The 17,818-nt window shown below is 51.3% G+C and carries 14 protein-coding genes and 1 pseudogene; 11 read left to right on the top strand and 4 right to left on the bottom strand.

Annotated features, from left to right (window positions below; genetic code table 11):
• Positions 1-33: 33 nt before the first annotated feature.
• Positions 34-1,185, bottom strand: a complete 1,152-nt coding sequence (locus BZG73_RS01035) for a glycerate kinase (RefSeq protein ID WP_077667352.1) — start codon at positions 1,183-1,185, stop codon at positions 34-36.
• Between the two features lie 126 nt (positions 1,186-1,311).
• On the opposite strand from BZG73_RS01035, the gene BZG73_RS01030 reads away from it, so the two are divergent.
• From BZG73_RS01030 to BZG73_RS01005, 6 genes are all read left to right on the top strand, one after another.
• Positions 1,312-1,695 carry a YacL family protein gene (locus BZG73_RS01030; protein ID WP_046073994.1) on the top strand — a complete coding sequence of 128 codons (384 nt, stop codon included), beginning with the start codon at positions 1,312-1,314 and terminating at the stop codon, positions 1,693-1,695.
• Positions 1,696-1,994: 299 nt separating this feature from the next.
• A complete protein-coding gene (glnK, locus tag BZG73_RS01025) occupies positions 1,995-2,333 on the top strand; it encodes a P-II family nitrogen regulator (RefSeq protein ID WP_046073995.1) in 339 nt (112 codons plus the stop codon).
• 18 nt (positions 2,334-2,351) lie between these two features.
• Entirely contained in the window at positions 2,352-3,581 is a 1,230-nt protein-coding gene (locus tag BZG73_RS01020) for an ammonium transporter (protein ID WP_046073996.1), read from the top strand.
• A 164-nt stretch (positions 3,582-3,745) separates the two neighbouring features.
• Positions 3,746-4,762, top strand: a complete 1,017-nt coding sequence (locus BZG73_RS01015; RefSeq protein ID WP_046073997.1) for a Fe(3+) ABC transporter substrate-binding protein — start codon at positions 3,746-3,748, stop codon at positions 4,760-4,762.
• A gap of 63 nt (positions 4,763-4,825) precedes the next feature.
• A complete protein-coding gene (locus tag BZG73_RS01010) occupies positions 4,826-6,457 on the top strand; it encodes an ABC transporter permease (RefSeq protein WP_077667351.1) in 1,632 nt (543 codons plus the stop codon).
• On the top strand, positions 6,454-7,500 hold the full coding sequence (locus BZG73_RS01005) for an ABC transporter ATP-binding protein (RefSeq protein ID WP_046073999.1): 1,047 nt from the start codon (positions 6,454-6,456) through the stop codon (positions 7,498-7,500). Before BZG73_RS01010 ends, BZG73_RS01005 begins: the two co-directional genes overlap by 4 nt.
• Positions 7,501-7,559: 59 nt before the next feature.
• Here BZG73_RS01005 and BZG73_RS01000 read toward each other — a convergent pair whose 3' ends face one another.
• A complete protein-coding gene (locus tag BZG73_RS01000) occupies positions 7,560-8,165 on the bottom strand; it encodes a TetR/AcrR family transcriptional regulator (RefSeq protein ID WP_077578734.1) in 606 nt (201 codons plus the stop codon).
• Positions 8,166-8,512: 347 nt separating this feature from the next.
• On the opposite strand from BZG73_RS01000, the gene hpt reads away from it, so the two are divergent.
• Positions 8,513-9,043: a hypoxanthine phosphoribosyltransferase gene (gene hpt / locus BZG73_RS00995; RefSeq protein WP_046074001.1), complete on the top strand. Its 531-nt coding sequence runs from the start codon at positions 8,513-8,515 to the stop codon at positions 9,041-9,043.
• Positions 9,044-9,146: 103 nt separating this feature from the next.
• On the opposite strand, the gene can is transcribed toward hpt, so the two are convergent.
• Positions 9,147-9,806: a carbonate dehydratase gene (gene can, locus BZG73_RS00990; protein WP_046074002.1), complete on the bottom strand. Its 660-nt coding sequence runs from the start codon at positions 9,804-9,806 to the stop codon at positions 9,147-9,149.
• Between the two features lie 208 nt (positions 9,807-10,014).
• Here can and BZG73_RS00985 point away from each other — a divergent pair, with 208 nt between their 5' ends.
• The 4 genes and pseudogenes from BZG73_RS00985 to BZG73_RS00970 all read left to right on the top strand — a co-directional run bounded on the left by BZG73_RS00985 (position 10,015) and on the right by BZG73_RS00970 (position 15,365).
• Positions 10,015-11,670 (top strand): SulP family inorganic anion transporter, encoded by a 1,656-nt coding sequence (locus tag BZG73_RS00985; RefSeq protein ID WP_077666488.1) that lies wholly within the window; start codon positions 10,015-10,017, stop codon positions 11,668-11,670.
• A 338-nt stretch (positions 11,671-12,008) separates the two neighbouring features.
• Positions 12,009-13,660 (top strand): annotated as a pseudogene (locus tag BZG73_RS00980) (SulP family inorganic anion transporter).
• Positions 13,661-13,674: 14 nt separating this feature from the next.
• Positions 13,675-14,598 carry an ABC transporter ATP-binding protein gene (locus tag BZG73_RS00975; protein ID WP_077667350.1) on the top strand — a complete coding sequence of 308 codons (924 nt, stop codon included), beginning with the start codon at positions 13,675-13,677 and terminating at the stop codon, positions 14,596-14,598.
• Entirely contained in the window at positions 14,595-15,365 is a 771-nt protein-coding gene (locus BZG73_RS00970) for an ABC transporter permease (RefSeq protein ID WP_077667349.1), read from the top strand. The genes BZG73_RS00975 and BZG73_RS00970 overlap by 4 nt, the downstream gene beginning before the upstream one ends.
• Before the next feature lie 113 nt (positions 15,366-15,478).
• Here the strand turns inward: BZG73_RS00970 and mrcB are convergent, their stop codons facing one another.
• Positions 15,479-17,818, bottom strand: coding sequence for a penicillin-binding protein 1B (gene mrcB, locus BZG73_RS00965; protein ID WP_077638547.1), 2,340 nt, complete (start codon positions 17,816-17,818; stop codon positions 15,479-15,481).

Genomic DNA, 17,818 nt, shown 5'->3' with positions numbered 1-17,818 from the left:
CGCCCCAGACGTGGGGCGCTTTTTTTATGCGTGTTAAGCGGTTGTGGGTCGATGGGAGGAGAGTCGGATCATGCGTGCGATGTTTTCACTGGTGCGAATGAGGTTTTTTTTACTGTTCATTAGCGCGTCGCTCAATTCACAGGGGCCGGCTTGAATGGGAAATATCGCCGTGACACCTTGTTGGTAAAGCGCTTCGCAATCGTCGCCCACACTGCCTGCGAGCACCACGACTGGGATCTGATAAGCTTGTGCAATGCTGGCGATAGCAGCCGGCACTTTGCCGTGCTGCGTTTGTCCATCGACACGCCCCTCGCCAGTGATCACCCAATCGGCATTGGCCAATAATGAACGAGCCTGGGTGCGTGAGAGTAATAAGTCGACCCCGGGTTCGAGTCTTGCCCCGAGTAGCCCTCCCAAGGCAGCACCTATACCTCCTGCTGCGCCGGCGCCAGAAAAGTGGCAAACCGACTGTCCCAGTTGCAAGTGACAGATACTCGCAAAGCGGTGCAGGTATTGCTCTAAGACACGGATATCCTCTTCTTGCCCGCCTTTTTGTGGCCCAAAGATAGTGGTGGCGCCGTGCGGTCCACATAATGGATTATCCACATCGCAGGCGGCGGTCAGTGTCACGGCCTTAAGCCGTGAATCAAGCGTATCAAGATCAATTGTCATCAAGGCGCCGAGTCCTTCCCCGGTGGGCGTGATGGGGTGGCCTGCGCCATCAAGGAGCTTGGCACCGAGGGCGGTCAAGATCCCCGCACCGGCATCATTGGTCGCACTGCCGCCCAACCCGATAATGATTTCGTCAATATCATGGTCAAGTGCGGCGCGAATAAGCTCGCCAGTGCCTAAGCTGGTGGTATGACGAGGGTTGCGTGCGTCTTGTGGGACTAAGGGAAGGCCTGAAGCACTGGCAACATCGATAACGGCCAGACGATGTTCGCGATTGATAACAAATTCGGCGGTCACCGGGCGAAAGTCGGGTCCAGTCACCTCACAGTGATAACGCTCACCGCCGATTTGGTCGAGAAAACTTTGCGCATAACCTTCGCCCCCATCCGCCATTGGCAGTTGTGAAAAGCGAGCGTGAGGCAAAATAGGCGCCATGCCTGCCTCGATCGCCTGTGCAACATGGCGAGCATTCAGGCTCTCTTTAAATGAATCAGGCGCGATCACGATATGCATAAGCCTATCCTTTACTGCTTACTGTTATTCCATTTAAGTATGGTTGAAGTGACATTTTGATGACAGCACTGGCTTGGCAATTCTGACAAAAAGCAGGACAATAGCCGGCCAATTTTGGAGGTCAGTGTGGATTACGAATTTTCTCGCAACAGTTTTGATGACAGCTACCGGATTGTTTTTTCGATGGGACATGAAGCCATAGGACGTTGGCTATTGGATGAACTCGGCACTGAGCTGACTCAAGTAACATCCTGTCTACATACCCTGCAGCAACTTGAGTCAGAGCAGCAGTGGCGCGGGCATACGTTCACGCTTACCGCCAATCGTGATGAGGTCGTGGTGGTGGCGAATGCCATGCTGCAACCTGCCTCGGATGAGGCGCAAACCACGCTCAATGAGCAAGCGCTGACCTTTTACGATGAAGAAAGTTACGCGGCGTGTGGTTACCAAGACTTTGTGGTGATGCTGGACGCCTACCAAGACTTCATTGCCCGTTACGGTCGACGTTAAGCGGGTTCTCTGAGTCAACTCTTCATGGCTGAGCACGTATCACCGTGTGCGTGCTTCGAATGGCTGAACCTCCCCCTCGCTTTTTCTCCTGATTCTCGTTTCGATGTTCCCCCTTGGTGCAATCGCATGCTGCTCTCCCTGGCATGCGCTGTGTTGGTGAATAATTCGCACTTATATGGTGCAAATGRACGCCTTTCTATCCCGCATTTATTTAAGCTGTTGATTTTAATTAAATTAAATATTGGCACGGCTCTTGATAGTTAGACGATGATGCAAACACAAGGACTCAGGAGAAGGATATGAAACTGATTAGCGCCATTATCAAGCCGTTCAAGCTTGATGACGTACGTGAAGCGTTGGCGGATGCTGGCATTGACGGCATGACTGTCTCAGAGGTGAAAGGTTTCGGCCGCCAAAAAGGGCACACAGAGTTATATCGTGGTGCTGAGTATCAGGTCGATTTTTTACCCAAAGTAAAATTAGAAATCGCTGTGCAGAGCGAACATGTCGACAGTGTTGTGGAGGCGATCTCTAAGGCCGCACAAACGGGCAAGATCGGCGACGGTAAAATCTTCGTCTTTGATCTTCAGCAAGCGGTGCGGATCCGTACTGGTGAGATGGATCTGGAAGCAATTTAAAAACAGGGAGTAAAGACAATGGAACTGGTAAACACGGTGACTGAATTGCGCTACGCGCTCGACACCTTTTTCTTTCTTTTATCTGGTGCGTTAGTGATGTGGATGGCGGCTGGCTTTGCCATGTTAGAGGCAGGCTTGGTGCGCTCGAAAAACACCACTGAGATACTGACCAAAAATATCTGCCTCTATGCTATCGCTTGTACCATGTACCTGTTGGTGGGCTACAACATTATGTACGTGGACAACAGTGGCGGCGGTTTTGTCCCTTCTTTTGGGGCCTTGATTGGCACCCAAGGCGCCGATGCGGATCATTCGCTCGAATCTGACTTCTTCTTCCAAGTGGTGTTTGTTGCCACCGCGATGTCTGTGGTGTCAGGGGCGGTTGCCGAGCGCATGAAACTGTGGGCGTTCCTCGTGTTCTCTGTCATCTTGACTGCGGTGATTTATCCGGTTGAAGGTTACTGGACATGGGGCGGAGGCTTCCTCTCAGAGGCTGGTTTCAGTGACTTCGCCGGCTCTGGGATTGTTCACATGGCGGGCGCGGCGGCAGCCCTCGCAGGTGTGCTGCTTTTGGGAGCGCGTAAAGGTAAATACGGCAAAAATGGTAAAATTAACCCCATTCCTGGCTCAAACCTGCCTCTGGCAACACTGGGTACCTTCATCTTGTGGTTCGGCTGGTTCGGTTTTAACGGCGGCTCACAACTGATGGTGTCAGATTTTGAAAATGCCACGGCTGTCGGACAAATCTTCTTGAATACCAATGCAGCGGCAGCGGCTGGTGCGATAGCAGCATTACTGGTGTGTAAAACCCTATGGGGGAAAGCCGACCTGACCATGGTGCTCAACGGTGCCTTAGCCGGCTTAGTGGCCATCACGGCGGATCCGTTATCGCCTTCACCCGTGGCAGCGCTGATCATCGGTGCGGTATCGGGTGTGATTGTCGTATTCAGTATTGTCGGTCTGGATAAGGTTAAAGTGGATGATCCTGTCGGTGCTATCTCCGTGCACGGTGTATGTGGCTTCTTTGGCCTGATGGTTGTGCCATTAAGCAACACAGGGGCGACCTTTGGAGCGCAGCTTCTGGGGGCGGCAGTGATTTTTGCTTGGGTATTTGCGGCAAGTTTCCTCGTGTGGCTGGTGCTGAAAAATACCATGGGCATTCGTGTCACCGAAGAAGAGGAGATGTCAGGGATGGATCTTCACGACTGTGGTATTGATGCGTATCCCGAATTTGTTAGCGTAAAATAGTCAGTTACACGTAACTCGAGTAAACTCTGAAACGAAACCTTACATTTTTGGATGTAAGGTTTCTTTCTTTTTGCGTCTGATCATATTGAGCCCTGAGTCATTAGTTGTATACTAACGAAACTGAGATTCGTTATCATTTATCATCATATTTAAGGACTGCCACGATGAAAAAACTACTGATTGCCTCGGCTATTACCGCAAGCCTATTAGGAACCAGCGCCGCGGTTGCGTCCGAAGAAGTCAATGTTTACTCGTATCGCCAACCTTTCTTGATTGAACCCATGTTCGATGCGTTTACCGAAGAGACCGGCATTGCTGTGAATGTTAAATTCGCTAAAAAAGGCATGGCGGAAAAGGTCAAGCAAGAAGGTGAGTACAGCCCGGCTGACGTACTGCTAACCGTTGATATTTCACGCCTTAAAGAGCTGGTAAACCAAGACGTGGTACAGCCCGTGCAAAGTGATGTTATCGATCAAAACGTGCCTGAGCAGTTCCGAGATAGTGAAGATAAGTGGGTCGCGCTGACAACACGAGCTCGTGCGGTATACTCTTCACGCGAGCGTGTCGGCAAATTGGGTGACGATTTTGATTATCTCGACTTGGCAAAACCAGAATGGAAAGGCAAGATTTGCACCCGTTCAGGTAAGCACCCATACAATGTCTCTTTAGTGTCAGCTATCATCGAAAACCACGGTGAAGCGAAAGCCAAAGAGTGGCTTGAGGGCGTAAAAGACAACCTCGCACGTAAACCACAAGGCAATGATCGTGCACAAGTGAAAGCGATCAAAGAAGGCCTGTGTGACGTCTCACTGGGTAATAGCTATTACCTAGGCAAAATGCTGAACGACGAAGAACAAACAGCGTGGGCGGAAGCGGTTTACTTGAACTATCCTGGCCAAAACGCGCACGGTACGCACGTGAACGTGAGTGGCATGGCGATGGCGAAGTACGCACCGAACGAAGAAAACGCGCTAAAACTAATGGAATTTTTAACGTCAGACAAAGCACAGCATATGTATGCTGAGGTGAACTTCGAAGAGCCTGTGAAGCCGGGTGTTGAGCAGTCTGAGCTCGTGGCGTCTTGGGGCGACTACAAGCATGACCCAATGCCGCTTGAGGCGATTGCGGATAACTACAGCCAGTCAGTGAAACTGCTGGATGAAGTTCAGTTCGACCTGTAAGCCATTGCATAGGGGCGGATGCCGCCCCTGTTGTCTTTCTCTGACGCCTTAATGTAGTAGGCCATGCGAGATAGATTACCCATGATAAAAACCAGCAGTTGGGGCTTAGCCCTATTGCTGGTTTTGCCGATCTTAGCGATCTTTTATACCGCGGTGGGCGACACTGGGGATATTTTCCCCCATTTGTTCGAGACCGTACTGCCGACTTATACCTTGAACACCAGCTTGTTAGTGGCTGGCGTGGTGGCGATTGCGATTATCCTCGGGGTGCCCACCGCGTGGATGCTGGCCATGTATCAGGTACCGGGCAGCCGGCAACTGCAGTGGGCGATGGTGCTTCCGCTTGCGATGCCGGGCTATATTATTGGCTATATCTATACCGATTGGTTTGATTATGCCGGTCCGCTACAACGTGGCTTGCGGGCATTGTTTGAATGGCAAACGGTCAATGATTACTGGTTTCCCGATATGCGTACCTTGCCGGGTGCGTGTTTTGTGCTGGCGTTAGTCTTATACCCTTATATCTACCTGCTCACCCGTGCCGCGTTTATGGAGCAAAGTGTCACCTTGACCCACTCTGCGCGTTTGCTCGGTTGCTCGCCGATGCAAAGCTTTCGTCGCATTTCTTTACCGTTGGCTCGGCCGGCGATTGCGGTAGGGGCCTCTTTGGTGGCGATGGAGGCGCTGGGCGATTTTGGTACGGTCAATTACTTTGCGGTCAGCACCCTAACAACCGCAGTCTATGATACTTGGTTGAGCTACTCGAGCTTAACCGCTGCCGCCAAAATCTCTGCGATCATGCTGGTTGCTATTTTCCTTTTGATCAGTGTTGAACGTTATGGGCGACGTAAACAAGCACAATTTAGTCCAAGCTCGAGCAGTGATGCGATTGAGAAAATGCCCTTAACAGGCTGGCGTAAAGTGGGGGTGTTAGCCTGGTGTTGGAGTCTGCTGTCACTGGCGTTTATTTTACCTCTGCTCCAGCTTTTAGTTTATGCATGGCACTACTACGAAAAAAATGCGGTCAGCGAGTTTGCCACTTTTAGCTATAACAGCTTTTATACCTCAAGTTTAGCGGCGCTCATTGCCGTCGGCATTGCGTGGACAGTGAATGTGTATCGCCGCCTGCGTGGGCATGGGGTCAGTGTGGCGCCCATGCGATTGGCGTCTATGGGGTATGCGGTGCCGGGGACGGTGCTTGCGATTGGCGTGATGTTAGTGCTGACGCGCGGCGATCACTTCATTAACGATATCGCCACGCATTACGGCTGGGGACGGCCTGGCCTCCTATTATCTGGCACCATGGTGGCCTTATTGGTGGCCTTTGTCGTGCGGTTCAGTGCCGTCGCCATTGGCAGCATTGAATCAAGCATGGCCAAAATTCCTCCTTCATTGGATATGGCGGCGCGAACCATGGGGTGCACCACCACAGGGGTGATTCGTCGTGTGCATTTACCCTTAATTCGGCGGGGGACACTCATTGCGATGCTGTTGGTGTTCATTGAGTCGATGAAAGAGCTTAATGCTGCGATTTTATTACGCCCTTTTAATTTCGAAACACTGGCCACTTATGTGTACAACTTTACCTCGGATGAGCACCTAGAGTATGCCGCCTTACCTGCCATTTTGTTGGTCGTGGTTGGCTTGGTCCCCCTTATCCTGATTAACCGGTCATTGGAGCAAAAATATCAATGAAGTGTGCGCTCGCGATAGAGAATTTGACCTGCAGTTATAACGGCACCCCTGTTTTAAAAGATTTGTCGCTGCAAGTCGCGCCGGGAGAAATTGTGTGCTTGCTCGGCGCCAGTGGCTGCGGGAAGACGACGTTGCTAAAAGCGATGGCAGGATTAATGCCATTATCGTCAGGAAAACTATCGATTGGGTGCAAACTCATGGACGATAATCAGCATTCAATCCCGCCAGAGCAACGTAATATTGGGATGATTTTTCAAGACTATGCGCTGTTCCCACACCTTACGGTGGCAGACAATGTGGGGTTTGGTCTGTCTGAACTCAGCGCGGCAGCGCGAAGTGAAAAAGTGGCTGAGATGCTCAAGCTGGTGCGTCTGGCGGAGCTGGGTGACCGCTATCCTCACCAGCTATCGGGCGGCCAACAACAGCGCGTGGCGATAGCGAGAGCGCTGGCTTATGAACCGGATCTGTTATTGCTTGATGAGCCCTTTTCGAATATTGATACCCAGGTTCGTCATGATTTAATTGAAGAAATCCGACGTATTTTTAAATCCCAAGGCGTCACGGCGATCCTTGTGACGCACAGTCGGGAGGAAGCATTCGCGTTTGCCGATAAGCTAGCGGTAATGAATCAGGGGCTCATTGAACAGTATGGCGATACCACAGACGTGTATTACCAACCTGCGAGCCGTTTCGTCGCTGATTTTCTTGGCCAGGGCTCTTATGTGCCCGTAACGGTCTCGTCGCAAGAACAAATGCAGACACCGCTCGGTCCGTGGCCACGTCCGGTGCATTGTCACCCAGGCCCGCATTGGTGGTTACTGCGTCCTCAATTTCTAAGCATTCGTGCTGATGCTGAGGGGGAAGGACAGGTGTTATCCCAACAGTTTATGGGTGATAGTAGCCGTTATACCATCGATATCCATGGTCAAAAACTGTCGGTGCACGCGCGTGAGCCGCTATTGGTAGGGGATAAAGTCAGCTTACATATTCGCCCTCACGAGCCAGTCCTGTTCAATGATGGGCCGAGTTTTATTGACGATTAAGGCACCAGAACCAAAAAAGCCAACCGAGGGGTTGGCTTTTTACGGCGTTGACAACGTGGCTAGCTTTGTTGGCACAATACGTCAATATAGTGTTGAGCCATGGCGTTTAAAGCCGTTTTGTCTGGTTGCTGATGCGCCTGTAAAAAGAGCACATAGCATACCCCTGCCAACATACTGGCAAGCTCACGCGGTTGGTGACGGTCGACCATCTCACCTTTTGCCATCCCGTGCTCGAACACTTGCTCGAACTGATCCATCGCGTCTCGACTGCCTTTGACAAAGCGTGGCCAAATATCTTCGCGAATAGAGGTACTCCACTCAAACCAGACTTTCATCCATGCTTTGTCTGCCAGAGCCGTGTCGATAATTTGCGAGGTAATGCAGTTTAGCGATGCCCGCATTGATTGATCTTGCCCGGTGCACTCATTAATCAGTTTAATGAAGTGTTTCTCGGTCTGGGCCAAGATCTCTTCCACCAAGTCTTCACGGGTTGGGAAGTAGTTAAATACCGTTGCGACGGAGACGTCTGCCATTTCGGCAATATCGGCGTGCCCCGCACGACCAATCCCGCGTTTGGCAAACACATCTAAGCCACACCCTAATAACTGCTCTTTGCGGCGCTCGGGCGATAGCCGCGTCCTTGTTCTCTCATTTGATTGAGCCATCCTAAAACCTGCCAACTTATTTTTGGTTTGTACAAATTAATTATTGTTTGTGCTAATGATTTTATTATTAGCGGGATTGAGTTTATACCAGCCATTTATGGCCTGACAACGGCTAGAAGCCTGATCTAGGCCGTAAAAACGTAATTTTGTCTGCAAAAAAAGTCATTCATTACAAAAAACAAAGGCACGGATTATTTTTTCTTATCAATCAGTGTGATACCCAACTAGTGTGCGGGTGCATAAGCGATGAAAACGCGCTCGCTGGGATCCGCAATCGATTTAGTGCTAGACTATGCCACCTTTGTTAGTGACCTCCCTTTTGTAGAGAGACAACCATCGGGGCAGATATGAAACACACCGTTGAAGTGATGATTTCAGAGCAGGACGTACAGGCGCGAGTGAAAGCCTTGGGCGCTGAGATCAGCGAGCACTATAAAGACTCATCTGAGTTGGTATTAGTGGGGCTGCTGCGTGGCTCGTTCGTTTTCATGGCGGATTTATGCCGTGCGATTGATATGCCGCATGCGGTCGACTTTATGACCGCATCAAGTTACGGCAACAGCATGGAAAGTACGCGTGATGTGCGTATTTTGAAAGACTTGGATGATGATATTAAAGGCAAAGACGTACTCTTAGTCGAAGACATCATCGATACTGGCAATACGCTGAGCAAGGTGTGTGAAATCCTGTCTTTGCGCGAGCCAAATTCAGTACGCATTTGTACATTGTTAGACAAGCCAGAGCGCCGAGAAGTTGACGTTAAGGTTGATTGGTTGGGCTTTACGATTCCAGATGAATTTGTGGTCGGTGTGGGCATTGATTATGCGCAAAAATACCGCCATCTGCCGTACGTCGGTAAAGTGATTCCGTTGGACTAAAGGGTTCAAGGAATGCGAAAGGAGAAAGCCGAGCCGATGCTCGGTTTTTTTGATCTATGAACAGGTGAGTGCCAATCTGCTTTGTCAGGGAGGTGTGGAAAGACTAACACTCGACCTTGTCAGACACGAGTTCACACATTGCCGCTTGATAGTTGATTTCCAGTGATTCCCGGCTATTGGCAGTCATCCCCAGATCCCGCAAGATCCCATCGGTCGTATCGTAAAACCAGCCATGGACCTTCACATCTTGGCCGCGCTCCCAGGCCGCCCGCAAAATAGTGGAATTACCAAGGTGGTACACCTGCTCGGCGACATTGATCTCGCATAGCCGATTACCGCGTGCTTGTGCAGGCAGGTGGCTAAGATAGCTTTTGTGCTTGAGGTAGAGATCACGAATATGCAGTAACCAATTGTTAATTAAACCCAGCTCAGGGTTTTCAATCGCAGCATGCACCCCGCCACAGCCATAGTGGCCACAGACAATAATGTGCTTGATTTGCAGCACATCAACGGCGTACTGCACGACCGACAGGCAGTTTAAATCGGTATGAATGACTTGATTGGCAACATTACGATGGACAAAAAGCTCGCCCGAGTCTAGGCCAGTCAGGCGCTCTGCAGGAACTCGACTATCCGCACAGCCAATCCATAAGTATTCTGGATGTTGCTCCTTCGCCAAGTCGGCAAAAAATTGTGGGTTGGTATCACGAATGTCTTTTGACCAGGCTTTATTGTTGGCGAACAACGCTTTGATTTGGGCCATATCCACTCAGTCTTTTGGCAAGGTTATCAATTGCCACTATACCGCAATGATGAGGTTTGAAATATACTGAGATCAAATTTCACATTCTTTTACATCTTGCGCGCCCAATAGATCACGCTGTTTACCTTCAAAGCCACTGCTCGGATAGGTTAATCCAAGAAAATTCGTATACTGTCTCTTCCACCATCAATGCAGTAGAGGGTAGTGAGTGTTTGATAAGGGACGATTTGCGCAGCTGACATTAAAAGGGGATTTGTTTGGTGGGGTGACCACCGCGATCATCTCTTTACCATTGGCACTTGCATTTGGTGTGGCCTCTGGGGCTGGCGCGGAAGCGGGGTTATGGGGCGCGATTTTAGTCGGGTTGTTTGCCTCGCTATTTGGTGGTTCGTCTACACTGATCTCTGAACCGACCGGCCCGATGACAGTGATCATGACCACGGTGCTAACCGCGATGATGTCTCGCTACCCGGAAGGAGGCGTAGCGATGGCGTTCACTGTGGTGATGATGGCAGGCGCGTTCCAAATACTGATTGGTAGCTTAAGGCTGGGTAAATACGTCACCTTAATGCCATACAGCGTGGTGTCGGGGTTTATGTCGGGGATTGGGGTGATTTTGATTTTGCTCCAGCTGGCACCCTTGCTGGGGCAAGCGGCCCCGACAGGCGGGGCGCTTGGCACACTCAAAGCATTGCCTGATTTAATCAGTCAAGCCGACATTAAAGAGGTATTTCTCGGTGTTTTGACGCTTGGCATCTTGTTTTATTTCCCTGCCAAGTATCGTCGTTTTATTCCCGCACAGCTTGTCGCACTCGTGAGTATCACCTTGGTCTCTATTTTGCTGTTTGATACCGACAGCATTCGCCGTATTGGGGAAATACCGACAGGCTTACCCTCGCTGGTGATCCCGCATATCACGACAGAACATTTTACCGCGATGGTAATTGATGCCCTCGTGCTGGGCACCTTAGGGTGTATTGATACCTTGTTAACCGCGGTGATTGCTGACTCACTGACTCGGCAAGAGCACAACTCCGATCGTGAGCTGCGTGGGCAGGGCATTGCCAATATGATTGCCGGGTTATTTGGTGCGCTCCCTGGCGCGGGGGCCACCATGGGCACAGTGGTGAATGTGCAAGTGGGCGCGCGTTCTCCTTTGTCAGGGATTTTGCGGGCGGCGATGTTAGCTGCTGTGGTATTGGTGGCTGGTGCGCTCACCGCGCCGATCCCGATGGCGGTACTCGCGGGTATTGCGGTATATGTCGGGTTTAATATCCTCGATTGGAGCTTTCTTCACCGTGCACATAAAATCAGTTTGCAACAAACCGGTATCATGTATGGCGTGATGGCGCTGACGGTGTTTGTCGACTTGATTGTTGCCGTCGGCCTAGGGGTATTCATTGCGAACTTGCTGGTCATTGAGCGTCTAAGCCGAGAGCAAGCCAAGCAAGTACGGGCCATCAGTGATGCCGAAGACGATGAAGTGCCGCTTGATGACGAAGAGCGTGCGCTGCTTGATGCGAGCAATGGCCAAGTGTTGTTTTTCTATCTCTCAGGGCCAATGATCTTTAGTGTCTCGAAAGCGATTGCACGCCAGCATGCGCACATCAACGAGTTCCGCGTGATGATCTTAGATTTAAGCGATGTGCCTATGTTAGACATGACGGTTGGCTTGGCGTTAGAGAACGCGATTAAAGATGCGCGCGAGGCCGATTGCACAGTATTTTTGCTGTGCCCGCATGATGAAACGCGCGAGCAATTGCAGCGTTTGCATATCGGTGACTGGGTCAGAGAAGCGCATATTTTTACCACACGCAAGCCCGCGCTCGAGGCGGCCAACCGCTTGGTAGAAGTGATGCCTTAGCACGCTGTTCAATTTATCTTACACATGCATACGCTGGTGTGCGTCAACGGGCTAGGTTGGCGCGTGCCAGTGTCATTACGGATCCCGACAGGTGCTCGGTACTTTCAGTCTCAAAACTACGTCATACACGATCACTTAAATACAATGTATTTAGTGAATATTTGCCACATTTCTCATCATTTTATTCTTTTTGGTTGAAAACTAACCATGCGTTTCCCCTCCTGATTTGATCTTGTGCACATTCCTATATACTGGCGCGCGCACTGGGGGACCCCCGTGCCAGTGAGTAAAGCCGTCATGGCCGTGATACTGCATACGACTTGAAAGGATCAGCTGTTTTGAAATTCGAACGATTCAAGAACTGGACCCTGAAAGGGGACCTGTTTGGGGGCGTCACCACGGCGGTTATTTCTTTGCCCCTCTCGCTGGCGTTCGGGGTAGCGTCAGGTGCAGGCGCCGAAGCCGGGATGTGGGGGGCCATTTTGGTGGGGCTTTTGCCGCGTTATTTGGTGGCTCTTCAACCCTTATCTCAGAGCCGACCGGCCCGATGACAGTGATCATGACCGCGGTACTCACCACCATGGTGTCACGTTACCCCGAAGGGGGCATGGCAATGGGCTTTACGGTGGTGATGATGGCGGGCTTATTCCAAGTGATTTTAGGGACCTTGAAGCTTGGAAAGTACGTTACTTTAATGCCATATAGCGTGATATCTGGGTTTATGTCCGGTATTGGCGTTATCTTGATCATTTTGCAGCTGCCGCCTTTGTTGGGACACGTGACCCCCGAAGGAGGCGTGTTGGGCACACTGAAGATGCTGCCTGAGTTGATTGCACACACTCAGCGCAGTGAGCTTTTAATGGGGCTGCTTACACTTGGGATCCTCTTTTCTTTCCCACAAAAATATCGCCGTTATATGCCGGTACAACTCGTTGCCTTGGTGGTGGTGACTTTGCTGTCAATGTGGTGGTTTGATCTCGAGGCGATTCGTCGAATTGGTGTTATTCCAACTGGCTTGCCAACCTTGATGCTGCCACACATCGACAGTGAGGTGCTGACCACCATGGTGGTGGACGCGTTAGTGTTGGGGACTTTGGGCTGTATTGATACTTTGCTCTCTGCTGTGATTGCCGACTCGCTCACGCGTGAGGAACACGACTCGGATAAAGAGTTGCGCGGTCAGGGGCTGGCCAATATGGTCGCGGGGTTATTTGGCGCTTTGCCGGGAGCGGGTGGCACCATGGGCACGGTCGTCAATGTGCAAGTGGGCGGGCGCTCACCCTTTGCGGCCATTGTGCGCGCCCTCATTTTAGCGGCGGTGATCTTGGTCGCAGGCTTTTTAACTGAGCCCATCCCGATGGCGGTGCTGGCGGGTATCGCCATCTATGTGGGCTTCAATATCCTTGACCGCACCTTTATCCAACGTGCTCACAAAGTCAGCTTACATCAAACCGTGATCATGTATGGAGTGATGATATTAACCGTGCTGGTGGACTTAATCGTGGCAGTGGGTGTGGGCGTGTTTATTGCCAATATTATTGCCATCGAACACTTAAGCCGTGAGCAAGAAAAGCAGGTTAAAGCGATCAGTGATGCGGATGAAGATGACGTCCCCCTGAGCGAGATGGAAAGGGCTTTATTAGACAGCGCCAACGGAAAAGTGTTGTTTTTCTATCTCTCAGGCCCAATGATATTCAGTGTCTCGAAAGCGATTGCACGTCAGCACAGTAAAATCGAGGAATTCGATGTCATGATCTTAGACCTCAGTGACGTGCCCATGATTGATATGACCGTCGGCCTCGCGCTGGAAAATGCGATCAAAGATGCGGTTGACGCCAATTGCCAAGTTTTTCTGCTCTGCCCCCATCAAAAAACACGGGATCAGCTTGAGCGCTTGCATGTTAAAAATTGGCTCACTGACGATCATACTTTTGATAGCCGTTATGACGCACTCCGTGCTGCGCACCGAGTGACCGAGGTCATGCCTTAAAAGAACGGGAGCTTATGAAAGCCATCGACATCAAAGACCTGGTCAAAACCTATGGGACCAGTGTTAAGGCGCTAAAAGGGGTATCGCTCTCTGTGGAGGAGGGCGATTTTTATGCGCTATTGGGGCCAAATGGGGCGGGCAAATCCACCACCATTGGCATTTTGAGCTCACTGGTGAATAAAACCCAGGGGCAGGTGAGCATTTTTGGCTACGATCTCGATAGCCAAAAAGTGGAAGCCAAAAAACAAATCGGGCTGGTGCCACAAGAGTTTAACTTTAACCAGTTTGAGAAAGTGGAGCAGATCGTGGTGAACCAAGCGGGTTACTATGGTGTGCCCCGCGACCAAGCCAAATTACGCGCGAAAAAATACCTCTCGCAGCTCGATTTATGGGATAAGCGCCACGAGCCTGCCCGTAATTTGTCGGGAGGCATGAAGCGTCGCTTAATGATCGCCCGTGCGCTGATGCATGAGCCTCGTCTGTTGATTTTGGACGAGCCAACCGCCGGTGTCGATATTGAGCTGCGTCGTTCAATGTGGGACTTTCTCTCCGAGATAAACCGGCAAGGGATCACCATTATTCTCACCACTCATTACCTTGAAGAAGCCGAAACCTTGTGTCGCAACATCGGTATCATCAATCGAGGCGAGCTGGTGGAAGATACCTCCATGAAGGCCTTGCTGGCGAAGCTGGACGCAGAGACGTTTATCCTTGATTTACAGCCAGGGCATAAACTGAGCACCTTAGACGGTGTCAACTGGCAGAAAACCGATACCAATACCTTGGAAGTCGAAGTGAATAAGTCAGTCGGGTTGACCCCTGTCTTTGATCAGTTGTCGCAACAAGGGGTGCAGGTGCTGTCGATGCGCAATAAGGCAAACCGCCTTGAGGAGCTATTTGTCACCTTAATTCAGCAAAATGGGGAGGAGCGTGCATGAATGCTTTGTATTGGGTCGCCTTTCGAACGCTGATTCATAAAGAAGTGGCGCGCTTTACCCGTATCTGGGTGCAAACCTTGGTTCCGCCCGCGATTACCATGAGCCTCTATTTTATCATTTTCGGTAATCTGATTGGCTCGCGGATTGGCCAGATGGAAGGTTTCTCCTACATGGAGTATATCGTGCCGGGGCTTATCATGATGTCGGTGATCACCAACTCCTACTCGAATGTGGCCTCTTCATTTTTTAGTGCCAAGTTTCAGCATAATATTGAAGAGCTTTTGGTGGCGCCGATCCCCAATTACGYGATCATTGCCGGGTATATCGGTGGCGGGATGTGTCGGGGGTTAGCGGTCGGCGCCTTGGTGACCATGACCTCTTTGTTCTTCGTCGACTTGCAGATAGCGCATCCGTTGATCGTGATTACCACTGTGGTCTTTACTTCGGCGGTGTTCGCATTGGGTGGGCTTATCAACGCTATCTTCGCCAAAACGTTTGACGACATTAGCCTTATCCCCACCTTTGTGCTGACTCCCTTAACCTACTTAGGTGGGGTGTTTTATTCACTCTCACTGTTGCCCGATTTTTGGCAAGGAGTATCCAAGCTCAACCCGATTGTGTACATGGTGAACGCGTTCCGGTACGGCTTTCTTGGCGTGTCAGATGTCGGCATCATGACATCGTTTGGGGTACTGACGCTGTTTATTATCGGCTTGTATGCGCTGGCGTGGGGTTTGATTTCCAAAGGGACAGGCTTGCGTAGTTAACGACCTCACCGCATCTGTGATTCGGATTAATATCGGATAAAAAAGCCCCGGCGATGATGGCCGGGGCTTTTTATTACGAGCTTGAACGGTGATGCCTGATGGTGTGCTGACGGTTAATTAAATAAACCTTTCAGCCAGCCGACCGGGTCTGACTGACCACAGCGCTTGGCAAACTGCCCATCAATGTCCCAAACCGGCAGCGAGGCATCTCCGCGACAGCTCAGCTGGTATTGACTGCCTTTTTGCGTCACCGCGACCGTCGTGATGTGAGCCGGCCAAGATAACGTCAGCGCACTGGCGCCTCGACGACTGAGATAATCATCATAGACACGCAATGCGCCTGAGGCCCCGGTGAGCCCGGTCGATTGGTTATCGTCGCGGCCAAGCCACACCGTGGTGACTTCTTTATCATCAATACCCACAAACCAGCTGTCTCGGTTATCGTCTGTGGTGCCGGTTTTGCCGGCCAGTGCCACGTTGCCATGATGACGTTTTAAATAACCGCCGGTGCCTTGTTGCACCACTTGTTTCATCGCATACAGCGTTAGCCAGCCGGCTTGCTGAGAGACAACACGCTCGGCTTTTGGCCAGTTTTGATAAAGGCTCTGTCCTTCTTTGGTGGTGACCGCGCGTAAGGCGGTTAATGGCGCACGTTGCCCACCACTGCCGAGCGTTTGGTAGATTTGGGTGACGTCGAAGGGACTCATGCTAAACGCGCCGAGGAGCAATGACGGTACCTGGGGGATATTATCGGTATTGGCACCCAGTTTGCCAAAGGTATTGATCACCTCATCTAACCCCAACTGCATGCCGAGATTCACCGTCGGGACGTTATAAGACTTGGCGAGAGCGGTGAGTAAGGACACACGGCCTCGATACTGGCGATCATAGTTGCGTGGTTGCCAGCTACTGCCTTGGCTACCCTCCAAGCGAATCGGTTTATCGTCAATCTTACTGGTGAGCTGGAAACGTTCGGGGTGGCTCAACGCGGTCAGATACACCGCCGGTTTTGAGAGCGAGCCGATAGGACGTTTGGCATTTAATGCGCGATTAAAGCCTGCAAAGCCTGGGCGCGCCCCACCAACCATGGCGCGTATTTCACCGCTGCGTCTGTCTGCGATGACGGCCGCCGCTTCAAGTTTGTTGCCAGCTCTATTTTTCAGCGCCTTAACTTTATCCACCACCGCGCCTTCAATGGCTTGCTGTGAGACAGGATCCAGTGTAGTAAATATACGTAGCCCTTCTCCTGCCGCGTAGTTATCGCCTACATGTTGGCGGATCTCCTCTTTAAGTTGATCAAAATAGGCGGGTTGGGGACGCGAAAGTGTCGGGGTGGCCTGAATATCGAGCGGACGACTGGCGGCAGCATCGTAATTGGCACTGGTGAGTAGATTTTGCTCGAGCATCAAGCGTAATACCAGATCACGTCGTGTTTTCGCGCGTTCAGGGTGGCGGAAGGGATTGTAATAAGAGGGCCCTTTTACCATGCCAACCAGCAGCGCGAGTTGATCAACACGTAGCTCACTGATAGGGCGACCAAAATACAAGCGCGCGCCCAAAGGAAAGCCATGCACCGGCTCGCCGCGGTTTTGGCCAAGGTAGACCTCGTTAAGGTAGGCCTCTAGGATTTTGTCTTTGCTGTAGCGAAAATCGAGGATCAAAGCCATGTAGGCTTCTTGCACCTTACGCCACAAGGTACGATCACGGGTGAGGAATAGGTTTTTAGCCAGCTGTTGGGTAAGCGTCGAGCCACCTTGCACGGTGCGTCCTGCGCGAATATTGGCGACCAAGGCACGCAAAATACCCGTAGGAGAGACGCCTTCGTGATGATAGAAGTCTCTGTCTTCCGTGGTAATCAAAGCTTCAACTAAAAATTCGGGAAAGCGCTCTCGTGGTAAGAATAAACGCTGCTCGCGAATTCCAGATTCCATCATGCCCAACAGCTTGGGCTCGATACGCAGTAATCCTAGCGGTTGTTGGCTGTTTACCTCGGTGATTTTACCCACTTGGCCGTCAGCAAAGCTCAACATCGCATGACGCGCCGGCGCGGGCCCATCCTCAAAATCAAATGGGCGACGAATGATCTCAAGCCGAGTGCTTGACGCCGAGTACTCGCCAGGCCGTTTGGGCGTACGCACTTTCTGATAGTTGAGGGCGTCTAGCTGTTGGCGCAGCTGCAAAAGGGAAAAGTCGCTGCCAGGAGACAGGTTGATGACTCGGCCATAAACGACCCCGGGAAGCTGCCAAATCTGGCCGCTGAACCTGTCTTGGATTTTGCCATCCAGATAGATACCTAACATAACGACGGCCGCAATCCCGACGAGGCTGCACTTTAGCCCCAAGCCTAACAGGCGTTTCCCCCAACTTGGCTTAGTAGACGTCTTTTTGGGCTGGCGCTTGGGTGATGAACGTTTTTTGTTGCTCGGGCGTGAGCGTGTTTTTTTCTCTGCCAT

The organism is Salinivibrio siamensis (assembly GCF_001996005.1).
Taxonomy (GTDB): Bacteria; Pseudomonadota; Gammaproteobacteria; order Enterobacterales; family Vibrionaceae; genus Salinivibrio; species Salinivibrio siamensis.
Note: the sequence above shows the minus strand (reverse complement) of the source record. Positions and strands in the feature narration are given on the sequence as shown.

Excerpts from the sequence above, each read along its gene's own strand:
- BZG73_RS01035 (WP_077667352.1), bottom strand. The coding sequence starts at position 1,185 with ATGCATATCGTGATCGCGCCTGATTCATTTAAAGAGAGCCTGAATGCT.
- glnK (WP_046073995.1), top strand. The coding sequence starts at position 1,995 with ATGAAACTGATTAGCGCCATTATCAAGCCGTTCAAGCTTGATGACGTA.
- BZG73_RS01020 (WP_046073996.1), top strand. The coding sequence starts at position 2,352 with ATGGAACTGGTAAACACGGTGACTGAATTGCGCTACGCGCTCGACACC.
- BZG73_RS01015 (WP_046073997.1), top strand. The coding sequence starts at position 3,746 with ATGAAAAAACTACTGATTGCCTCGGCTATTACCGCAAGCCTATTAGGA.
- BZG73_RS01010 (WP_077667351.1), top strand. The coding sequence starts at position 4,826 with ATGCGAGATAGATTACCCATGATAAAAACCAGCAGTTGGGGCTTAGCC.
- BZG73_RS01005 (WP_046073999.1), top strand. The coding sequence starts at position 6,454 with ATGAAGTGTGCGCTCGCGATAGAGAATTTGACCTGCAGTTATAACGGC.
- BZG73_RS01000 (WP_077578734.1), bottom strand. The coding sequence starts at position 8,165 with ATGGCTCAATCAAATGAGAGAACAAGGACGCGGCTATCGCCCGAGCGC.
- hpt (WP_046074001.1), top strand. The coding sequence starts at position 8,513 with ATGAAACACACCGTTGAAGTGATGATTTCAGAGCAGGACGTACAGGCG.
- can (WP_046074002.1), bottom strand. The coding sequence starts at position 9,806 with ATGGCCCAAATCAAAGCGTTGTTCGCCAACAATAAAGCCTGGTCAAAA.
- BZG73_RS00975 (WP_077667350.1), top strand. The coding sequence starts at position 13,675 with ATGAAAGCCATCGACATCAAAGACCTGGTCAAAACCTATGGGACCAGT.
- mrcB (WP_077638547.1), bottom strand. The coding sequence starts at position 17,818 with ATGGCAGAGAAAAAAACACGCTCACGCCCGAGCAACAAAAAACGTTCA.